General features: G+C 70.0%; 15 protein-coding genes. 9 read left to right on the top strand and 6 right to left on the bottom strand.

What is annotated here, in order from left to right:
- Nucleotide 1: 1 nt before the first annotated feature.
- Nucleotides 2-823 (bottom strand): methyltransferase domain-containing protein, encoded by an 822-nt coding sequence (locus ADL15_RS01750; RefSeq protein ID WP_067684442.1) that lies wholly within the window; start codon nucleotides 821-823, stop codon nucleotides 2-4.
- A gap of 126 nt (nucleotides 824-949) precedes the next feature.
- On the opposite strand from ADL15_RS01750, the gene ADL15_RS01745 reads away from it, so the two are divergent.
- Both ADL15_RS01745 and ADL15_RS01740 read left to right on the top strand, forming a co-directional pair.
- Nucleotides 950-1,927, top strand: coding sequence for a hypothetical protein (locus ADL15_RS01745; RefSeq protein ID WP_157441096.1), 978 nt, complete (start codon nucleotides 950-952; stop codon nucleotides 1,925-1,927).
- Between the two features lie 97 nt (nucleotides 1,928-2,024).
- A complete protein-coding gene (locus ADL15_RS01740; RefSeq protein ID WP_067684438.1) occupies nucleotides 2,025-3,047 on the top strand; it encodes a Gfo/Idh/MocA family protein in 1,023 nt (340 codons plus the stop codon).
- Nucleotides 3,048-3,353: 306 nt separating this feature from the next.
- Here ADL15_RS01740 and ADL15_RS01735 read toward each other — a convergent pair whose 3' ends face one another.
- From ADL15_RS01735 to ADL15_RS56310, 5 genes are all read right to left on the bottom strand, one after another.
- Complete coding sequence (locus tag ADL15_RS01735) at nucleotides 3,354-4,436, bottom strand: amidohydrolase family protein (protein WP_067684436.1); 1,083 nt, start codon at nucleotides 4,434-4,436, stop codon at nucleotides 3,354-3,356.
- A gap of 161 nt (nucleotides 4,437-4,597) precedes the next feature.
- Complete coding sequence (locus tag ADL15_RS01730; protein WP_067684434.1) at nucleotides 4,598-5,818, bottom strand: kynureninase; 1,221 nt, start codon at nucleotides 5,816-5,818, stop codon at nucleotides 4,598-4,600.
- Complete coding sequence (locus ADL15_RS01725) at nucleotides 5,815-6,666, bottom strand: tryptophan 2,3-dioxygenase (protein WP_067684492.1); 852 nt, start codon at nucleotides 6,664-6,666, stop codon at nucleotides 5,815-5,817. The genes ADL15_RS01730 and ADL15_RS01725 overlap by 4 nt, the downstream gene beginning before the upstream one ends.
- Nucleotides 6,667-6,703: 37 nt before the next feature.
- Nucleotides 6,704-7,018 (bottom strand): YchJ family protein, encoded by a 315-nt coding sequence (locus tag ADL15_RS01720; protein ID WP_394326902.1) that lies wholly within the window; start codon nucleotides 7,016-7,018, stop codon nucleotides 6,704-6,706.
- A 93-nt stretch (nucleotides 7,019-7,111) separates the two neighbouring features.
- Complete coding sequence (locus ADL15_RS56310; protein WP_067684430.1) at nucleotides 7,112-7,615, bottom strand: methyl-accepting chemotaxis protein; 504 nt, start codon at nucleotides 7,613-7,615, stop codon at nucleotides 7,112-7,114.
- Between the two features lie 364 nt (nucleotides 7,616-7,979).
- Here ADL15_RS56310 and ADL15_RS01710 point away from each other — a divergent pair, with 364 nt between their 5' ends.
- From ADL15_RS01710 to ADL15_RS01680, 7 genes are all read left to right on the top strand, one after another.
- A complete protein-coding gene (locus tag ADL15_RS01710; RefSeq protein ID WP_067684428.1) occupies nucleotides 7,980-8,993 on the top strand; it encodes a LacI family DNA-binding transcriptional regulator in 1,014 nt (337 codons plus the stop codon).
- A gap of 302 nt (nucleotides 8,994-9,295) precedes the next feature.
- On the top strand, nucleotides 9,296-10,675 hold the full coding sequence (locus tag ADL15_RS01705; RefSeq protein WP_067684426.1) for an ABC transporter substrate-binding protein: 1,380 nt from the start codon (nucleotides 9,296-9,298) through the stop codon (nucleotides 10,673-10,675).
- 65 nt (nucleotides 10,676-10,740) lie between these two features.
- On the top strand, nucleotides 10,741-11,688 hold the full coding sequence (locus ADL15_RS01700; protein ID WP_067684424.1) for a carbohydrate ABC transporter permease: 948 nt from the start codon (nucleotides 10,741-10,743) through the stop codon (nucleotides 11,686-11,688).
- A gap of 8 nt (nucleotides 11,689-11,696) precedes the next feature.
- Nucleotides 11,697-12,584, top strand: coding sequence for a carbohydrate ABC transporter permease (locus tag ADL15_RS01695; protein WP_067684422.1), 888 nt, complete (start codon nucleotides 11,697-11,699; stop codon nucleotides 12,582-12,584).
- A gap of 47 nt (nucleotides 12,585-12,631) precedes the next feature.
- Nucleotides 12,632-14,194: a glycoside hydrolase family 13 protein gene (locus ADL15_RS01690; protein ID WP_083970814.1), complete on the top strand. Its 1,563-nt coding sequence runs from the start codon at nucleotides 12,632-12,634 to the stop codon at nucleotides 14,192-14,194.
- Nucleotides 14,195-14,284: 90 nt separating this feature from the next.
- A complete protein-coding gene (locus ADL15_RS01685) occupies nucleotides 14,285-16,579 on the top strand; it encodes a discoidin domain-containing protein (protein WP_067684420.1) in 2,295 nt (764 codons plus the stop codon).
- 86 nt (nucleotides 16,580-16,665) lie between these two features.
- Nucleotides 16,666-20,487, top strand: coding sequence for a discoidin domain-containing protein (locus ADL15_RS01680; protein WP_067684418.1), 3,822 nt, complete (start codon nucleotides 16,666-16,668; stop codon nucleotides 20,485-20,487).
- The last annotated feature ends 444 nt before the right edge of the window (nucleotides 20,488-20,931 follow it).

Genomic DNA, 20,931 nt, shown 5'->3' with positions numbered 1-20,931 from the left:
CTCAGACCGTGCCGGCCACCACCCAGATGGTCAGCACGGCGAGGAAGTCACCGCGGGCGCCGGCCGCCTCGACGTGTGCCAGCCACTCGTCGCGCAGGCCCGGCGGGGTCCGCCAGGTGTCCTCCGGCACCCGCGGGTTGACCATCGGGAGCACCACGGCAGCCGAGTCCGGGTTGCCGAACAGGCACGTCACCGGGGTCGCGGTCAGGTCACTCAGACCGGCCGCGACCAGCCGGCGCCGCAGGGTGCGCCCCATGTCGCCCTGCTCCGGCGTGAAGTGCGGCCCGACGAACGACAGCACCGTGTCGCGCAGTCCGACCGGCATCCCGTCGAAGGCCAGCGAGTCCCAGTCGGTGTCGATCAGGCAGAGCCGGCCGCCCGGACGGGTCACCCGGCGCAGTTCGCCGATCGCCGCGTCCGCGTCGTCGACGTGCTGCAGCACCCGCTCGCACCACACCCCGTCGACCGTGTCGTCGGGCAGGTCCAGGTCGCAGACGTCGCCGGTCACGTACCGCACGTTGCTGTCGTCGTGCCGCGCGACAGCGGCCGCCGTGATCGCCGCCGAGTAGTCCAGCGCGATCACCTCACCCCGCGGCCCCACCTCGGCGGCCAGCCGGCGGGCCACCTCGCCGCTCCCGGAGCCCGCGTCCAGCAGCCGCGCCCCGAGCGCCGGCCGCAGCGCGTCGAAACCGGCCCGGCGCACCCGCCGGATCTCCGGATGGCGGCCCATCTCGGTGAGCGCGGTGAGCACCATCTCCGACATCCGCGCCGGCAGTCCGTCGATGTCGGAAAACGGCGTGCGGTCCTTCTGCGCGGGTTCCATGCCGCGATTGTTCTCTTGGCGCACACCTATTCGGCGGTGCCGGTCATCCATCCGACAGGGGGCTCCACCTGCTTTTCTTTTGATCCGTTCCAGTACCGTGGGGCCCTTGTGAGACAGGAGCACCCGATGACCACCCCCCTGCCGCGGCCACAGCCGCCCGCCCCCACGGCGCCGGCCTGGATCACGTGGCCGCTGAGGGCCATGGCCCTGGTGGTGGTGCTGCCGGTCCAGTTGGTGTGGGCCGCCCTCGGCGCGGCGTACCAGTACGTTCTGGTCCCGATCGGCCGCGCGCTGGGCTGGCTGCTGCGCACCCTGCTGGTCGCGCCGCTGCTCTGGCTGCTCCGCCAGCTGCTGCAGTGGGTGATCCTGCCGGTGCTGCACGCGCTGCGCTGGGCCGGCGGCGCCGTGCTGGTCGCGGTCGGCTGGGTGCTGCGGATGCTGGTGCGCTGGGTGTTCCGTCCGATCGGGACGGCGCTCGCGGCAGTGGTGTTCTTCATCGGACGGTGGGTGCTGCTGCCGATCGGGCGGGCGCTGGCCTGGGTCGCGCAGATGATCTACCGCTGGGTGCTGACCCCGATCGGACTGGTGATCGCCGGGCTGGTCTACGCGTCGTACCGCTGGGTCCTGCGCCCGATCGGCCTGGCCATCGCCTGGACCGCCCGCGCCATCGGGGCGGCCCTGGCCTGGACCGGCGTCACCCTCTACCGCTGGGTCCTGCGCCCGATCGGCCTGGCGATCGCCTGGACCGCCCGCGCCATCGGGGCGGCCGTGGCCTGGGCCGCGGTCGCCGTCTACCGCTGGCTGCTGCGCCCGATCGGCCTGGCGATCGCCTGGACCGCCCGCGCCATCGGGGCGGCCCTGGTCTGGGCCGCGGTCACGCTCTACCGCTGGATCCTGCGGCCGATCGGCCTGGCCGTCGCGTGGGCCGCCCGGTTCCTCTACCGCTACCTGTTCCGCCCGATCGGCCTCGCGATCGCCGTCACGTGGCGGTACACGTTCGGCGCGGCGTTCCGCGGTCTCGCCGCCGCCGGCCGCTGGCTGCGCGACGAGGTGCTCCGCCCGGCCGGCGCTGTGATGCGCGACGCGCTGGGACTGCGCCGCTGATACCACATTTCGTGACGCCATGTCATGCGGCCGTTATCACAAGTAACCACCGGGTGCACCCGCAACAGGCTGGCAATGGATGTGAAAAACTTCCGGCATGATCGAGCAGGTGCGGTTCGGGCTGGTGGGCTACGGCAGCGGTGGGCGGATCTTCCATGCCCCGCTGGTCTCGTCGGCGAAGAACATCGAGTTCGTCGGCGTGGTGACCACCTCCGAGGAGCGCCGTAAGCAGGTCGCCGAGCAGCTCCCGGGCGTGGCGAGCTACGACTCGCTCGCCGCGCTGGCCGCGGACGGGGTGCAGGCGGTGACCATCTCCACCCCCGCCTCGACGCACGCCGAGCTGGCCCTCGAAGCGGTCCGGCTGGGTCTGGCCGTGGTCGTCGACAAGCCCTTCGCCCTGAATGCGGCGAGCGCCCGTGAGCTGGTCAAGGCGGCCGAGGCGGCCGGTGTCCCGCTGACGGTCTACCAGAACCGCCGCTGGGACTCGGACTTCCTGACGATCCGCCGGCTGATCGAGAAGGGCTCGCTCGGCACCATCCGCCGCTTCGAGTCCCGGATGGAGCGCTGGGCGCCGGACCGTCTGCCGAAGGCGGCCGGCGGCGGCACCCTGCTCGACTTCGGCTCCCACCTGGTCGACCAGGCACTGCAGCTGCACGGCCCGGCCCAGCGGGTCTACGCCGAGATGCGCGGCGAGACCGAGCTGGACGACGACTTCTTCCTGGCCATGCACCACCTCAGCGGCGTCGAGTCGCACCTGTGGGGCAGCTGGCGGCAGGCCGGCCCGGGCCCGCGCTTCCGGGTCACCGGCACCGCCGGCACGTTCATCTCCCGCGACCTCGACGGCCAGGAGGACCTGCTCAAGGCCGGCAAGACCCCGGCCAAGCTGGACGAGCGCTGGGGCCTCGAGCACGAGCACCGCTGGGGCCACCTGTTCCGCGGCTCGACCGGCGCCCCGGTGGAGAGCGCCCGCGGCCGCTGGGACTCGTTCTACCCGGCGTTCGCCGACGCAGTCCTGGGCAAGGGCCCGCTGCCGGTCGACCCGTGGGACTCGGTCCGCGCCATGGAGGTCCTCGACGCCGCCCGCGTCAGCGCCACGACGGGCCGCTCCGTCACCCTCTGACCCGCTTCTCCCCAGGCCGGCGTCCCACTCAGGGCCGCCGGTCTTTTCAACCCCATATGGTACGAAATGGGAGTCCCGTCCGCAGGCTACAAGCCGAGTCCCGTGCCAGTCTCGCGCGACACCGCCCCCACTCCCGACCGCACCGCGCCCCCAGGCCCCGGCTGGGCCTCAGGGGTGCCTCCGCATCGCTGAGGCACCCCTGAGAGCCAGCCAACCTCCTGGACCACCGGTCGGCCCCAGACCACCGGCTGGTCCTGAGGGGTGTCTCGGGGTGCCGGAGGCACCCCGGAGAGCCAGCTGGGAGCGTCAGCGGGGCTGGAGGGTGTCGTCGACTACCCGGGCGGTGGCCAGGAGGTCGGCGAAGGTGGCCGGGGTCAGGTCCAGGCCGCTCGGGAGCCAGGTGATACCGGGCTGGTCGGGTTCGGTCATCGCGATCAGGATCTCGTCGGGGGTCAGGCCGGCGGCGCGGAGCGCGCGGAGTTCGCGCGGGTTGACGCCGGCGGGCAGCGGGCCGTTGCCGAGGTCGGTGCCGTAGCGGACCTTGCCGCCGTGCTCGACGAAGCGCCGCAGGTTGCCGATCGCGACCTCCCGCGCCGGATCGATCTCCGGAGCCGGGTCCGCGGAGCCGGGCGAGGGCGCGGAGCCGGGCGGGGGCGGGTCGGTCCAGCCGTGGATGTCCAGGGTGCTGATCCAGGTCATCCGGGAGGCGCAGGCGCGGAGCAGCGGGTCCGGCAGGGACTCCGTCCACGGGGTGTGTGCCAGCAGGTCGGCGCCCGCCTCGAAGGCCGCGGCGACCGTACCGGGCCCCTCGGCGTGCACCACCACCTGAAGTCCGGACGCGTGGGCCGCCTCGACCAGGGCGCGCAGCGTCGGCTGCGGGAGTGTGGGGCCGCCGGCATGCGCGGTCACCTTGATCAGGGTGGCGCCGGCCGACCAGGCCTCGGCCACCGCGGCGCCCGCGTCGGCGGCTGAGCTGATCTCCCGCCAGCTGCCGGCCGGCGCCCAGGCGCGGTCGCTCGGGTAGCCGCCCGGTGCGATCAGGAACGGTCCGGCGTAGCGGATCCGGGGCAGGGCCGAACCGAGCCTCCCGGCGCGCGCCGCGAGGTCCCGCAGGGTGTCCGGGACGCCGCCGAGGTCCCACACCGCGGCGATCCCGCCGGCCCGGACGGTGCCGAGGTCGGCCAGGGCCGCGTGCACGTGCGCGTCGACCAGGCCGGGCAGCAGCGTGCCGGGCAGGCGGCGGACCCCGTCGCTCGGCGCCATCTCGGCGGGTACCGGCTTGGCCCGGCCGTCCGTGCCGACCCGGAGGGCCACTCCCCGGCGGAGCCGGCCGCCCCACCAGATCGAGTCGGCGAGCAGCCAGTCGACCCGGTCGCGCGCCTCGGTCACCGTCGGACGCGGTTCCCCGGGCCGGGCGGTTCCGGTCGTGGCGGCTCTGGCCGTACGGGAAAAGCAGTTGTCTGTGCCGCAACCCGCACCGCCGCAGGAACGCGGCGGCAGACCGCCCACCTCGGCGTCCGGCGCGGCCGAAGAGGCACAGGACTCCGCGGTCACCGCTGCTTCTCGGCCAGGTCGCGGAGGATCGAGAGGCCGTGGTGGACCTCGGTGAAGCTGGTGCTCAGCGGCGCCGGGCCGATCCGCAGACCGTCCGGGCGGCGGTAGTCCGGGATCACCCCGCTGTCCCACAGCGGCTCCAGCAGCTCCTCGAAGCCGGCCCGGCGCAGCGTCACGTGCCCGCCGCGGCGCTCCGGCTCGCGCGGGCTGACCACCTCGACGCCCAGCGGCGTCAGCCAGGCGTCCGCGATGTCCAGGACCAGGCCGGTGAGCAGCAGCGACTTGGTCCGCACCGCCTCGATACCGGCTTCGGCGAGCATGTCCAGGTTGGCGTGCATCGGCACCATCGCCAGGATCGGCGGGGTGCCGCTGAGCAGCGCCCGGGCGCCGGACGCCGGCTGATAACCGGGACCCATCTCGAACACCGCCCGATGCCCCATCCAGCCCTGGATCGGCTGGCGCAGCTCGTCCTGCAGGCCCTGGCGCAGGTAGCCGAACGCGGGCGCACCCGGGCCGCCGTTGAGGTATTTGTACGAGCAGCCGACCGCCAGGTCCACTCCCCACTCGTCGAGCCGGATCGGCACCGAGCCGGCCGAGTGGCACAGGTCCCACAGGGTCAGCGCGCCGGCCGCGTGCGCGATCCGGTTGATCTCCGCGACGTCGGCGAGCCAGCCGGAGCGGTACGCGACGTGGGAGAACAGCACCAGCGCGGTGTCCGGGCCGACCGCGTCGGCGACCTGCGCGGGGTGCACGCCGGTGACCGGGTCGGTCTCGATCCAGTGCAGGGTGAGGCCGCGCTCGGCGGCGATGCCCTCCAGGATGTACCGGTCGGTGGGGAAGTTGTCGGTGTCGAGCACCACGGTGCGCCGGTCCGGGCGGGCGTCGACAGCGGCCCGGGTCAGCTTGTAGAGCAGCACCGTGGTCGAGTCGGCGACCACGGTCTGCCCGGCCGCGGCACCCAGGGCGACCGCGCCGAGCCGGTCGCCGAGGGTGAGCGGCCAGTCCATCCAGCCGTCGGTCCAGCCGCGGATCAGCCGGCCGCCCCACTGGCCGCGGACGAAGTCGTCGAGCAGCCGGGCGGTCGCCTCGAGCGGGCGGCCGAGCGAGTTGCCGTCCAGGTAGGAGACCGCCGAGGTGGGCACGAACCGGTCCCGGAACGCCGCGAGCGGGTCGGCCGCGTCCAGGGCGGTGGCGCGGGCCAGTAGATCGTCGGTCAACGCGGGACTCCGATCTCGGTGCGGACGGCGTAGAGCTCCGGGAAGAATGTCAGATCGAGAGCGGCTTTCAGGAACGAGACCCCACTGGACCCGCCGGTGCCGCGCTTGAAGCCGATCGTCCGTTCCACCGTCTTGAGGTGCCGGAACCGCCAGAGCTGGAAGTTCTCCTCCAGGTCGACGAGCTCCTCGCAGGCCTCGTACGCCTCCCAGTTCTGCTCGGCCTGCTCGTAGATGGCGGTGAGGACCGGCACCAGGTCGGCGCGGTACTCCCACGGCTCGGTGACGTCGCGCTGCAGGATCTCCACCGGGACCGGGTGTCCCTGGCGGGCCAGCAGGTGCAGGAACTCGTCGTAGACGCTGGGCGTGCCGAGCAGCTCCTCGAGCAGCTCACGGGCGGCCGGCTGGTCGTCGAAGATCTGCAGCATGTGCCGGTCCTTGTTGCCGAGCAGGAACTCGACCGCGCGGTACTGGTACGACTGGAAGCCCGACGACGTGCCCAGGAAGCTGCGGAACTGGGCGTACTCGGTCGGGGTCAGGGTGGCCAGCACCGACCACTGATCGGTCAGGGTCCGCTGGATGTGCTTGACCCGGGCCAGGCCCTTGAGCGCCGGCTTGAGCTCGTCCTTGGTCAGGTGGGACAGCACCCGGCGCAGCTCGTGGATGATCAGTTTCAGCCACAGCTCGGACGTCTGATGCTGGATGACGAACAGCAGCTCGTCATGGTGCTCCGGAACGCTCACCGGATGCTGAGCACCCAGGACCTCGTCCAGATGCAGGTATTCGCCGTACGAGAGATTCACTTTGAAGTCCCGGACGATGTCGTCTTCCAGCGGCCTCGATGCCGACATGGTGATCACCCACTCCTTGTGCGCCTCTTGAAGGAGATCACACCGGGCCCTGGTACACCCATCGGCCGTCGTGCCGGACGAATGTGCTGCGCTCGGTCATCACGCCGGGCGTGCCGCCGTCGCGGTAGTGCGCGCGGAACTCGACGAAGCCCTCGGCGTCGAAGAGGCCACCACCGGTGCTCTCCAGCACCTCCAGGCGTACCCAGCGCAGGGCGGGGTCACTCTCCAGCTCGGGCGGGCGGTGCTCCGGGTGCCAGGAGTGCAGAACATAATCGGACAGATCCAGGGCGAACGCGCTGAAGCGCGAGCGCATCAAGGCTTCCGGGTCCGGTGCCGGCTTGCCGTCGTGGATCGGTCCGCAACATTCCGCGTACGACGGTGAGCCGCACGGGCACGCCCGGGCGCGGGGGGTTCGCTTGCTACCAGCCATGCCGGACAGTCTTCCTCAGCCCGCCTGCTGCTCCACCACGATCCCGCTGATCACCTTCTGGCAGCGGTCCAGCTCCTCGATCAGGCCCTGCATCTCCTCGATCGCCGAGACCGCGCTCTGCGTGTCGGTGCGGATCCCGCCGACCTGGCTGCCGATCTCGCTGGTCGCCGTCGCGGTCTCGTTGGCCAGGTCCTTGACCTCGCTGGCGACCACGGCGAAGCCACGTCCCGCCTCGCCGGCCCGGGCCGCCTCGATGGTGGCGTTGAGCGCCAGCAGGTTGGTCTGCTTGGCGATCGTGGCGATCAGCTGGACCACCTTGCCGATCTCGGTGCTGCTCGCCTCGAGCCGCTGGATCACCTGCACCGCGGTCTCCGCGGCGTGCACGGCGGCCTGGGTGGCGGTGGCCATGTCGTTGCTGACGTTGGCCAGCCGGAACACCGAGTCACGCTGCCGGTCCTGCGCCGACTGGTCCCCCGCGCCGCCGGAGGACCAGCTGTCGTTCTGATCCCCGTCGGTCATGTGGTGGGGTCCCTTTCTTACCGGTAGCCCCCAACATCCCACCCCTCCACCCGGGGCGGGCGGTTTTCGACAACCTCGCCGCCGGTCAGGTGCTCGCGGTGCTCGCCGCGCTCGCCGCCAGGCAGGCGCTCGCCGCGCTCGCGGCGCTCGCCGTTATGCAAGCGTGAGGTAAGCCCTGTCAGCACGAAGCGCGACGGTTAACCGGGTAAGTCCCGGGCGACCCGCGGCACACGCTCACCGCCCGTGAAACATCTTGGAAACTTAAAAGCTGCGCCTGCAACGATCGGAAAGCACTGTCATCAATTCCGAAATCGGCCGCAAAAGACGGTTCAGTTTTTGCAACATCCTGACGTAGTATTCCGGCGTGACCAAACGTCTTGCCGAGGTGGCGAAGAAGGCCGGGGTCAGCGAGGCGACCGTCAGCCGGGTGCTCAACGGCCGCAACGGCGTCTCCGAGGCCACCCGCGCCTCAGTCCTCACCGCCCTCGATGTCCTGGGCTACGAACGCCCCACCAAACTCCGTGGCGAGCGCGGCCGGCTGGTCGGCCTGGTGCTCCCCGAACTGCAGAACCCGATCTTCCCGGCGCTCGCCGAGGTGGTGACCGCCTCGCTCGCCCAGCGCGGCTTCACCCCGGCGCTGTGCGCCCGGACCATCGGCGGCGTCCCCGAGTCGGACTACGTCGAGATGCTGCTCGACCACCAGGTCTCCGGCGTCATCTTCGCCGGCGGGTCGTATGCGCTGGCCGACGCCTCGCACGAGCACTACCGCCGGCTCACCGACCGCGGGCTGCCGGTGGTGCTGGTCAACGCGGGTGTCGACGAGCTGGGCTTCCCCCGGGTGTCCACCGACGACGCGGTGGCGGTCGAGCAGGCGTACGGACACCTGCGCTCCCTCGGCCACGAGCGGATCGGCATGGTGCTCGGTCCGGAGGGCCACATCCCGTCGCGCCGCAAGCTGGCCGCGATGATCCAGGCGGCCGGCTGGCCGGACACCGGAGTGTCGTCGGATCACCAGTGGGTCGAGCGCTCCAGCTTCTCGATGGAGGGCGCCCGGGTCGCCGCGGCCAAGCTGATCGAGCGCGGCGCCACCGGCATCATCTGCGCCAGCGACGTGCTGGCGCTCGGCGCGATCCGGGCCGCCCGGCGGCTGGGCCGGCAGGTGCCAGCCGACGTGTCGGTGGTCGGCTTCGACGACTCGGCGTTCATGACCTGCACCGATCCGCCGCTGACCACGGTCCGCCAGCCGATCGAGACGATGGGCCAGGCGGCGGTGGACCTGCTGGTCAGCCAGATCGAGGAGACCAACGTGCCGAGCGACGAGCTGCTCTTCGAGCCGGAGCTCGTGGTCCGCGGATCGACAGCTCCCGCCCCTCGATAGACGCCGCAGAACCGACGGCCGTCGACCGCATCTTGCGGTGGACGGCCGTTTTTTCATGCCCACCGACCGGGCGAAGGCCGGGAAATCACCTCAAACGACACCGCTGTCAACATCTGCCATCGCAATGTCGCGTCTTTTCAGCGCACGATCGAAACCTTGCGGAAATGAGTACGCCTCGCTACGGTGACTCCACTCACAGAGCTGACCACGGCGAGTGCCGGAGCGTCGACTCTGCGAACACGTGCATCGATGAAATCGCAGCTGTAGCTAAGCCAGATACCCGTTCCCGAAGGGATGGACAGATGTCCGCACCGCAGTACCGGAAGGCCGTGGCGTACGCGCTCGCGGCCGGCCTGGGACTCAGTCTCGCGGCGTGCTCCACGAAGAGCGACGACGCGGCGACCGACGCCAACGGCAAGGTCACCATCACGGTCGACTGCCAGCCGGTCGGTACCGAGAAGGACCTCCTGGCGAACTGGAACGCCGATGTCGCCGCGTTCCAGAAGGACAACCCCGACATCACCATCAAGAGCGTCAGCGTCGGCCAGCAGTGCAACAACCCGCCGGACTTCACCGCCCGGCTGGCCGGCGGCACGATGACCGACGTCTTCTACGGCTACATGACCGACCTGTCCCAGGTGCTCGACTCCGGCCAGGCGATGGACATCACCGAGTACGCGAACAAGGACACCGTCCCGACCTTCGACAGCATCGACCCGGCGCTGACCAAGGTCTTCACCGACGGCGGCAAGCTCTACGCCCTGCCGGTGAAGAACTACTCGATGGGCCTGGTCTACAACAAGACGCTGTTCCAGAAGGCCGGACTCGACCCGGCCAGCCCGCCGAAGACCTGGGCCGAGGTGCGCACCGCGGCCAAGAAGATCGCCGACGCCGACAAGGGCACCGCCGGCTACGCGGAGTACAGCGCGGGCAACACCGGCGGCTGGCACTTCACCGCCGAGCTGTACTCGCAGGGCGGTCAGATCCTCAGCGAGGACGGCAAGAAGGCCGACTTCAACAACGCGCTCGGCAAGCAGGTCCTGCAGAACCTCAAGGACATGCGGTACGGCGACAACAGCATGGGCACCCGCCAACTGCTGCAGTGGGGCGACCTGCTGACCAACGCGGCGGCCGGCAAGGTCGGCATGTTCGTCGGCGCGCCGGACGCCACCCAGGCGATCGTCAGCCAGTTCAAGGGCAAGTACGAGGACTGGGCGGTGGCCCCGCTCCCCGGCCAGGACGGTCTCGCGAAGTCGACCCTCGGTGGCGGCGAGGGCTACTTCTTCAAGAAGGGCCTCACCCCGGAGCAGGTCAAGGCCGGCCTCAAGTGGGTCGCCTACGAGAAGCTGACCGTCGGCAAGGGCCAGTTCGACTACCCGCGGGCCAAGCCGCAGAACTACCCGGTCGGTGTGCCGCAGCCGCTGCTGTTCGCACCGGGCACCGAGGCGCAGAAGGCCGAGGTCGAGCTGCGCAAGGCGAACGCCAACGTCGACCCGGCGATCTACGCGCTGTTCGAGAACCAGCAGCTCCCGATCAAGGGTGAGCCGACCAACGCGCAGGCGATCTACGCGGTGCTCGACTCGGCGATGTCCGGGGTGCTGACCAACCCGAACGCGAACATCGACGAGCTGCTCAAGACCGCGGAGACCAAGGTCAACCAGCTGCTGGCCGCCGGTAGCTGATTCGGCGAGTGGTGAGGGCCGGTGCGCCGGCCCTCACCCTTCTCTTCAAGTGCAGGAGTTTTCCGTTGGCGATCATCACCGCCCCGGGCACCACCGAGAAGCCGGGCCGTAGTGAGCCGGCGATCCGGAACAACGCCCGGCGCAACCGCAAGATCCGCGACAACGTCACCGGGCACGCCTTCCTGATCGGGGCGGTCCTCTGCTTCGCCCTCTTCTCCTGGTATCCGATGATCCGCGGCATCGTGATGAGCTTCCAGCGCACCAAGCGCGGGGTGACCACCTGGGTGGGCTGGGACAACTACACCCGGATCGTCGCCGACCCGAGCTTCTGGCCGGCCTGGAAGAACACCTTCTACTTCACCGTCCTGGCGCTGATCCTGGGGTACGCGGTCCCGTTCTTCGTGGCGATCCTGCTCAACGAGCTGCGGCACGCCAAGGGCTACCTGCGGATCCTGGTCTACCTGCCGGTGATGCTGCCGCCGGCCTCGGCGCTGTTCCTGTTCAAGTTCTATGCGTACGACCCCAGCGACGCCGGCCTGTTCAACGCGATCCTCAAGTCGCTGCACCTGCCCACCTCGCAGTGGATGCAGTCGGCCGACGCCACCATGCCGGCCATGGTGATCGCCTCGACCTGGATGAACATGGGCGGCGCCGTGCTGATCTACCTGGCCTCGCTGCAGAACATCCCGGGCGAGCTGTACGAGGCGGCCGAACTCGACGGCGCCGGACTCTGGCGGCGGATCTGGAACGTCACCATCCCGCAGACCCGGCTGATCCTGGCCCTGCTGGCGATGATGCAGATCGTCGCGACCATGCAGCTCTTCATCGAGCCGCTGATCCTGGCCAACGGCGCCGGCACCGAGGACTCCGCGACCACCGTGGCGTACCTGATCTACCAGCACGGCTTCTTCCAGAACGACCTCAACGGCGCCGCGGCGCTCGGGGTGATCATGCTCGTGGTGCTGGCCGCCTTCTCCGCCGTCTACGTGCGGCTGACCACCAAACAGGACTAGGACGGACGATGGCACAGGAATCCGGAACCCGCACGCTCGTCTCGCAGGCGCAGCTCCGGCGAGGACGCGGCAGGATCGTCTACTGGACGCTGCTCGCCACGATCGTCCTGGGGTTCACCCTGGTCTTCCTCGGACCGCTCTACTGGATGGTCACCGGCGCCCTGAAGTCCGGCACCGAGATCGCGCAGACCCCGCCGACGTTGTGGCCGCAGCACCCGGAGACGGACAACTACGTCAACGCGTGGCACGACCTGAACCTCGCGAAGCTGCTGTTCAACACGTTCTACTACGCGATCGGCGCGGTGCTGTTCCAGCTGATCCTGGACACTGCGGCGGCGTACGCGCTGTCGAAGCTGCGCCCGGCGCTGGGCAACGTGATCCTCGGCGCGATGCTGGCGACCCTGATGATCCCGGCGATGGTGCTGATCGTCCCGCAGTACGTGACCGTGATCGACCTGCCGATCGTGCACGTCAACCTGCTCGACTCGCCGTTCGCGATCTGGCTGCCCCTGGTCGCCAACGCCTTCAACATCTTCCTGCTCAAGCGGTTCTTCGACTCGATCCCGGAGGACCTGATGGCGGCCGCCTCGGTGGACGGCGCCGGCCCGCTGCGCACCCTCTGGTCGATCATCCTGCCGATGTCGCGCCCGATCCTCGGCGTGGTCTCGATCTTCGCGGTGACCTACGTCTGGAAGGACTTCCTCTGGCCGAAGCTGGTCATGCCGTCGGCGGAGACCCGGACGGTCAGCGTCGGCATCGAGGCGTTCTCCCGGGGCACCTCGATGAACGAGATCGTCGCCGCCTCGGTGATCGCCGCGATCCCGACCGTGATCATCTTCCTGATCTTCCAGCGGAACATCATGTCCGGCCTGACCGCGGGCAGCGTCAAGGGCTGAGCGTCACACCTCTCTCTTCAAGGCCAACGTACGAAAGCGAGTTCTTCGTGTCCGGAATTGACGATGCTTGGTGGCGCGACGCGGTCATCTACCAGGTGTACCCCCGCAGTTTCGCCGACGCCGACGGTGACGGGGTCGGCGACATCGACGGCATCCGGGCGCACCTGAGCCACCTGCGTGACCTCGGGGTGGACGCGATCTGGATGAGCCCCTGGTACCCGTCGCCGATGGCGGACGCCGGTTACGACGTGGCGGACTTCCGCGACATCGACCCGGTCTTCGGTGACCTGGCCGGCGCCGAGGCCCTGATCGCCGAGGCGCACGCGGCCGGCATCCGCATGATCGTCGACATCGTCCCGAACCACATCTCCTCCGAGCACCCGTGGTTCAAGGCCGCGCTCGCCTCGCCGGACGCGCCCGAGCGCGACTACTTCTGGTTCCGGCCGGGACGCGACGGCGGCGCGACGATGCCCACCGACTGGACCGGCGAGTTCGGCGGCACCACCTGGACGAAGGCACCGGACGGCTCCTGGTACCTGCACCTGTTCACCCCGGAGCAACCCGACCTGAACTGGGAGCATCCGGACGTCCAGGCCGAGTTCGAGGCGATCCTGCGGTTCTGGTTCGACCGCGGGGTGGACGGGATCCGGATCGACTCCGCCGCGCTGCTCTTCAAGGACAAAGACCTTCCCGAGGTACGCGAGGGAGCCCCGCACCCGTTCCACGACCTGGACGCGGTGCACGACGTCTACCGGGCCTGGCGCCGGGTCGCCGACGAGTACCCGGGCCGGGCACTGATCGGCGAGGTGTGGATGCCGGAGGTGGACCGCTTCACCAACTACCTGCGCCCCGACGAGCTGCACGCGGCGTTCAACTTCGACTTCCTCGGCTGTGCCTGGGACCCGTACCTGATGCGCGACTGCGTCGACCGGACCCTGGACGCGCACGCCAAGGTCGGCGCCCCGCCCACCTGGGTGCTGTCCAACCACGACGTGACCCGGCACGTCACCCGGTACGGCCGGACCGACACCACGTTCAGCTTCGACAACAACCTCGACGGCACCCCGGTCGACCTGGAGCTGGGCACCCGCCGGGCCCGGGCGGCCGCCCTGCTGTCGCTGTCACTGCCCGGCGGCGCCTACGTCTACCAGGGCGAGGAGCTGGGCCTCTGGGAGAACGAGACCATCCCGGTGGAGCAGATCCAGGACCCGATGTACGCCCGGCGCGGGCACACCCGGGACGGCTGCCGGGTGCCGCTGCCCTGGTCCGGCGACGAACCGCCGTACGCGTTCAGCACCACCACGCCCTGGCTGCCCCAGCCGGCCGAGTGGAAGGACCGCACGGTCCAGGCGCAGACCGGCGACCCGAGCTCGATGCTCGAGCTGTACCGCGCCGCGATCCGCCTGCGCCACTCGCAGGGCGCCGGGTTCGCCTGGCTGGACCGGGGCGCGACGGTGCTCGCCTACACCCGCGGCGCGGACTTCGCCTGCGTGCTCAACCTCTCCGGCGCACCCGTTCCCCTGCCGGAGCACCAGACCATCCTGCTCGCCAGCGGCCCGCTCGACGGTGACCTCCTCCCCCAGGACACCGCGATCTGGCTGCGCCTCTAGGCAACCGGTGGCGTCCCCGGTTCCACCGCCGGGGGCGCACAGGAGCAGGAAAGGAAACACCGGGGGCTGGCCACACCAAGGAAGGTACCCATGGCCAACCGCACCGCCCCACTAGCCACGCTCGCCGTCGTCCTCGCGGCAGCCGTCACCACCGTGATCTGGCAACCGCCCGCGGCGCACGCCGCCGGGCTGTCCCCCTTCGACGTCGCCGGGCGCGGCGCGACAGTGCCGTTCACCGAGATCGAAGCCGAGAAGGCCGCCACCAACGGCACCTCGACCGGCACCGACCGCACGTACGGCACGCTCTCCTCCGAGGCCTCCGGCCGGGAGGCGGTCACCCTCGACGCCGCGGGTGAGTACGTCGAGTTCACCCTCACCAAGCCGGCCAACGCGGTCACCTTCCGGTACAGCATCCCGGACGGCAAGAACGCGTCGCTGGACCTGCGCACCGGCTCCACCCTGATCAAGACAGTGCCGGTGACCTCGAAGTACAGCTGGTTCTACGGGTACTACCCGTTCACCAACAATCCCGGTGACGGGCGGCCGCACCACTTCTACGACGAGACCCGGGCGACGTTCGGGACCACCTACCCGGCCGGCACCAAGATCCGGATCCAGGTGAGCTCGACCGCGCAGTCGCCGAGCTTCACGGTCGACCTCGCCGACTTCGAGAACGTGCCGGCCGCGGTCGCCAAGCCGTCCGGCGCGATCGACGTGGTCGCCGGCTACGGCGCGGACCCGACCGGCGCCACCGACTCGACCGCGAAGTTCCAGGCCGCGGTGAACGCCGGCGCCTCGTCCGGGCGGGTGGTCTACGTACCGGCCGGCAACTTCACGCTCTACAGCCACGTCATCGTCGACCGGGTCACCCTGGCCGGGGCCGGTCCCTGGTACACGGTCCTCGGCGGCCGGCATCCCACCCAGCGCAGCCAGGCGGCGGGCATCTACGGCAAGTACGTCGGCCAGGGCGGCCCGAGCCAGAACGTCGTGGTCAAGGACCTCGCGATCGTCGGCGACATCCAGGAGCGGGTCGACGAGGACCAGGTGAACGCGTTCGGCGGGGCGATGTCGAACTCGACGATCGACAACGTCTGGATGCAGCACACCAAGGTCGGCGCGTGGATGGACGGTCCGATGGACAAGTTCACCATCAGGAACAGCCGGATCCTGGACCAGACCGCGGACGGCGTCAACTTCCACATCGGGGTCACCAACTCCACGGTGACCAACACGTTCGTCCGCAACACCGGTGACGACGGCCTGGCCATGTGGGCGGAGAACACGCCGAACGTGGCGAACTCCTTCACCCACAACACCGTTGTCGTACCGATCCTGGCGAACAACATCGTCAGCTACGGCGGCCGGGACATCACCATCAGCGACAACGTGATGGCCGAGACCGTCACCAACGGTGGTGGCCTGCACGTCGCGAACCGGTACCCGGGTGTCACCGGGCCGACCGCGGTGGCCGGCACCTGGACGCTGGCCCGCAACACCCTGATCCGCACCGGCAACGCCGACTACAACTGGAACTTCGGGATCGGCGCGCTGTGGTTCTGGCCGGACCAGGGCGCGATCACCGGGGCGACCATCAACGTCACCGACACCGACATCCTGGACAGCTCGTACGCCGCTATCCAGTGGATCGGCAACGCCACCAGCGGGCTGAACCTGACGAACGTGAACATCGTCGGCGCGGGCACGTTCGCGCTGCAGGCGCAGGCGCCGGCGTCCGCCACGTTCACCAACGTCAAGGCGAGCGGGATCGCGCAGAACCCGCCGACCTACAACTGCGTGGGCTCGGCGCTGGCGATCACCGACGGGGGCGGCAACTCGGGCTGGCAGTCGGCCAACCCGTACTGCGGCCCCTGGCCCGCCCCGCAGTGGGGAAACACGACGACCACCCCGCCGACGTCCTCGCCGACCTCTTCACCGACCCCGTCGCCGAGCACTTCCACCACTCCGCCCAGTGGCAACCTCGCGGCGGGCCGCCCGGCCACCGCGACCGGGCAGGCCGACGTCTACGGCCCGGGCAACGCCACCGACGGCAACCCGAACACCTACTGGGAGAGCACCAACAACGCGTTCCCCCAGTCGATCACCGTCGACCTGGGCCAGAACCGGCCGGTGGCGCGGGTCGTCCTCAAGCTGCCGCCGGCGACCGCCTGGGCCACCCGGACCCAGACGCTGTCCGTCCTCGGCAGCACCGACGGGTCCACGTTCAGCACGGTGAAGAGCAGCGCCGGATACGTGTTCAACCCGGCGAGCGGCAACACGGTCACCGTTCCGGTCACCACGACGCAGCGCTACCTGCGCCTGACCGTCACCGGCAACACCGGCTGGCCCGCGGGTCAGCTCTCCGAGTTCGAGGTCTACGCCTCCTGAGAACCCCGGCGGGCGGCTCCCACCGATGTCGCCCGCCGGTCTTCACCGAACACCTCACCTCTCACGGAAGAAAGGTGCGCTCCCACATGTCCCGATTCAGACTCATGGTCGCTGCCACGGCAGCCGCCAGCGTCGTCGCCGCACTGATACACGCCCCGGCAGCCCTCGCCGCGGGCCCCAACCTGGCCGCCGGCAAGACCTTCAGCGCCAGCAGCTACACCGACGTCTACCCGGCCGGCAACGCCGGTGACGGCAACGCCAACTCGTACTGGGAGAGCAACAACAACGCGTTCCCGCAGTGGCTGCAGGTCGACCTCGGCACCGCCACGCAGGTCAACCAGGCGATCCTCAAGCTGCCGCCGGCCACCGCGTGGAGCACCCGCACCGAGACCCTCGCCATCCAGGGCAGCACGAACGGCACCTCGTTCAGCGACCTCAAGGCGAGCGCCGGGTACACGTTCAACCCGTCCTCCGGCAACACCGTCACCGTCGACTTCACCGCGGCCAGCGCGCGGTTCGTCCGTCTCACCTTCACCGGAAACACGTCCTGGCCGGCCGGTCAGCTGTCCGAGCTGGAGCTGTACGGCCCGGTCAGCGGCGACAGCCAGGCACCGAGCGCGCCCGGCGGCCTGGCCTACACCCAGCCGGCCAGCGGGCAGATCCGGCTGAGCTGGAACGCGTCCACCGACAACGTCGGCGTGACCGGTTATGACATCTACGCGAACGGCCAGCTGCGCACCAGCGTGGCCGGCAACGTGCTGACGTACACCGACAGCCAGCCGGACTCGGCGACCGTGGCGTACTACGTGCGGGCCAAGGACGCGGCCGGCAACGTGTCGGCGAACAGCTCGACGGTGACGCGCACCGGCGCGAGCGGCGACTCGCAGGCGCCGACCACACCGGGAACGCTGTCCTACACCACGCCGGCCGCCGGGCAGATCCGGCTCAGCTGGGGCGCGTCGACCGACAACGTCGGCGTGACCGGCTACAACGTGTACGCCAACGGGACGCTCACCACCACCGTCACCGGGACCACGTACACCGACAGCCAGCCGGACACCGCGACCGTGGCGTACTACGTCAAGGCCAAGGACGCGGCCGGCAACGAGTCGGCGGCCAGCAACACGGTCACCCGTACCGGGGCGCCGCAGACCGGTGCCAACCTCGCGGTCGGCAAGCCGATCGAGGCCTCGTCGTCGATCTTCACGTTCGTCGCGACCAACGCGAACGACAACGACACCGCCACCTACTGGGAGGGCTCGGCCTACCCGGCGAACCTGACCGTGAAGCTGGGCGCGAACGCGACGGTCTCCTCGGTGGTCGTCAAGCTCAACCCGGCGACCGACTGGGGCACCCGGCAGCAGACGTTCGCGGTGCTCGGGCGGGAGCAGTCGGCCACCGCGTACACCACGATCGTGGGCTCCGCGACGTACACCTTCAATCCCTCGTCGCAGAACACGGTGACCATCCCGGTCTCCGCGACCACGGCGGACGTCCGTCTTTCCTTCACCGCCAACACCGGCGCACCCAGCGGTCAGGTGGCGGAGTTCCAGGTGATCGGCGCTCCGGCGGCGAACCCGGACCTGACCGTGACCGGCCTGTCCTTCGCGCCGGCCGCGCCGGTCGAGACCGACGCGGTGACGCTGTCGGCGACGGTCCGCAACGCGGGCACGGCCGCCTCACCGGCCAGTTCGGTCAACTTCTACCTGGGTACGACGAAGGTCGGCACCGCGACCGTCGGCGCCCTCGCGGCCGGCGCCGCCTCGACCGTCTCGGCCTCGATCGGGGCCCGGGACGCGGGCAGCTACACGCTCTCCGCGAAGGTCGACGAGGCGAACACGGTCATCGAGACCAACGACGCCAACAACTCCTACACCAGCCCGGCGAACCTGGTCGTCGCGCCGGTCAGCAGCTCCGACCTGGTCGCCTCGGCGGTCTCCTGGTCACCGGGCAACCCCGCGGCCGGCAACACGGTGACGTTCGCGGCCACCCTGAAGAACCAGGGCACCGCGGCCACCGCCGGCGGCGCGCACGCCGTGACGGTGACCGTGCTGAACGGCTCGGCCACGGTCAAGACGTTCACCGGCTCGTACACCGGTTCCCTGGCCGCCGGCGCCTCCTCGCCGTCGATCACGCTGGGCACCTGGACCGCGGTCAACGGCAAGTACACGGTGCGGACCGTGGTCGCGACCGACGCCAACGAGCTGCCGGTCAAGCAGGACAACAACACCAGTGAGAAGCCGTTCTTCGTCGGCCGCGGCGCCAACATGCCGTACGACATGTACGAGGCCGAGGACGGCACCACCGGCGGCGGGGCGGCGGTCCTCGGCCCCAACCGCACGGTCGGTGACCTGGCCGGCGAGGCGTCCGGCCGCAAGGCGGTCACGCTGAACCAGACCGGCTCGTACGTCCAGTGGACCACCCGCAACCCGACCAACACGGTCGTCGCCCGGTTCTCCATCCCGGACGGCACCACCAGCTCGATCAACGTGTACGTCAACGGCACCCTGAACAAGTCCCTGCCGCTGACCTCGAAGTACGCCTGGCTGTACGGCAACGAGACGGCGCCGCAGAACTCCGGCACCGGCCCGCGGCACATCTACGACGAGGCGAACATCCTGCTCACCGGCTCGTTCCCGGCCGGCAGCACGATCAAGCTGCAGAAGGACTCCGGCAACAGCGGCTCGATCGCGATCGACTTCATCAACCTGGAGCAGGTCGCCCCGCTGGCCAACCCCGATGCTGCTCGTTATGTCGTGCCGGCCGGTTTCGATCAGCAGTCGGTGCAGAACGCGCTGGACGCCGCCCGGCAGGACGCCAGCAAGCTGGGGGTCTACCTCCCGGCCGGTGACTACCAGACGGCGAACAAGTTCCAGGTCTACGGCCGCTCCCTGCGCGTCGTCGGGGCCGGTCCCTGGTACACCCGGTTCCACACCCCGGACACGCAGACCGAGACGGACGCCGGCTTCCGGGCCGACGCCACCGCCAACGGCTCCACGTTCGCGAACTTCGCGTTCTTCGGCAACTACACGATCCGGATCGACGGTCCGGGCAAGGTGTTCGACTTCGCCAACGTCGCCAACGTGACGATCGACAACATCTGGGCCGAGCACGTGGTCTGCCTGTACTGGGGCGCGAACACCGACAACATGGTGATCAAGAATTCGCGGATCCGGGACACGTTCGCCGACGGCGTCAACATGACCAACGGCAGCACCGGCAACCTGGTCGACAACAACGACGCCCGGTCCACCGGTGACGACGCGTTCGCGCTCTTCTCGGCGATCGACGCCGGCGGATCCGACGAGATCAACAACACGTTCTCGAACCTGTCCACCACGCTCACCTGGCGGGCCGCCGGCGTCGCCGTCTACGGCGGGTACGCCAACACCTTCAAGAACATCTACATCGCCGACACGCTCGTCTACTCCGGCATCACGATCAGCTCGCTGGACTTCGGGTACCCGATGAACGGCTTCGGCGCCAACCCGCCGACCGTTTTCGACAACATCTCGATCGTCCGGGCCGGCGGCCACTTCTGGGGCGCGCAGGTCTTCCCGGCGATCTGGATGTTCAGCGCCTCGAAGGTCTTCCAGGGCATCCGGGTCAGCAACGTCGACATCGTCGACCCGACCTACTCCGGCATCATGTTCCAGACCCAGTACATCGGCGGAAACCCGGTCAACCCGATCACCGACTCGGTCTTCACCAACGTCACCATCACCGGCGCGCAGAAGAGCGGCGACGCCTTCGACGCCAAGAGCGGCTACGGCATCTGGGCCAACCCGCTCCCGGAGACCGGCCAGGGCCCGGCGGTCGGCTCGGCCACCTTCACCAACCTGCAGATGAGCAACAACTTCAAGGACATCGAGAACCCGACCAGCACGTTCACCATCACCCGCAACTGACCCACTCCCGCAGGAAAGCCGCGCGCCCGGACCGTCTCCGGGCGCGCGGCCCCTTCATTTTTTTCGGTACGACCTGTGCACAGCCCCACCGCACACCGCGACGCATCCCCCACTCCCGACCGCGAGGCCGCATCCGGGCCGAATCCGGTGGAGACAGATCCGCCCACCCCCCGCCCCTCCCCCACCAGCCCCCGGCCCCCGCCCCACCCCACCCGGCCCCGCGCCGCTTGCCAGCCAGGACCCCGGCTGGCGCTCAGGGCTGCCTCAACCCCGCCGAGACACCCCTGACCACCAGCCCGGGGCAGCGAGCTGGCCACCAGAGGTGCCTCCGGCCCTCCCAGACACCCCTCACGACCAGCCGACCCCCGCGACACACGCCGCCGCCGTTCGCGAAGGCGAACACCCGACAGCCGCCAGCACCAGCTGTGGACCGGGCCGGCTGGC

Source organism: Actinoplanes awajinensis subsp. mycoplanecinus (genome assembly GCF_001509495.1).
In the GTDB taxonomy this organism is placed as follows: domain Bacteria; phylum Actinomycetota; class Actinomycetes; order Mycobacteriales; family Micromonosporaceae; genus Actinoplanes; species Actinoplanes palleronii.
Note: the sequence above shows the minus strand (reverse complement) of the source record. Positions and strands in the feature narration are given on the sequence as shown.

Bases quoted from the DNA above. Each gene is read 5' to 3' on its own strand.
- ADL15_RS01750 (WP_067684442.1), bottom strand. From the start codon at position 823: ATGGAACCCGCGCAGAAGGACCGCACGCCGTTTTCCGACATCGACGGA.
- ADL15_RS01745 (WP_157441096.1), top strand. From the start codon at position 950: ATGACCACCCCCCTGCCGCGGCCACAGCCGCCCGCCCCCACGGCGCCG.
- ADL15_RS01740 (WP_067684438.1), top strand. From the start codon at position 2,025: ATGATCGAGCAGGTGCGGTTCGGGCTGGTGGGCTACGGCAGCGGTGGG.
- ADL15_RS01725 (WP_067684492.1), bottom strand. From the start codon at position 6,666: ATGTCGGCATCGAGGCCGCTGGAAGACGACATCGTCCGGGACTTCAAA.
- ADL15_RS56310 (WP_067684430.1), bottom strand. From the start codon at position 7,615: ATGACCGACGGGGATCAGAACGACAGCTGGTCCTCCGGCGGCGCGGGG.
- ADL15_RS01705 (WP_067684426.1), top strand. From the start codon at position 9,296: ATGTCCGCACCGCAGTACCGGAAGGCCGTGGCGTACGCGCTCGCGGCC.
- ADL15_RS01695 (WP_067684422.1), top strand. From the start codon at position 11,697: ATGGCACAGGAATCCGGAACCCGCACGCTCGTCTCGCAGGCGCAGCTC.
- ADL15_RS01685 (WP_067684420.1), top strand. From the start codon at position 14,285: ATGGCCAACCGCACCGCCCCACTAGCCACGCTCGCCGTCGTCCTCGCG.
- ADL15_RS01680 (WP_067684418.1), top strand. From the start codon at position 16,666: ATGTCCCGATTCAGACTCATGGTCGCTGCCACGGCAGCCGCCAGCGTC.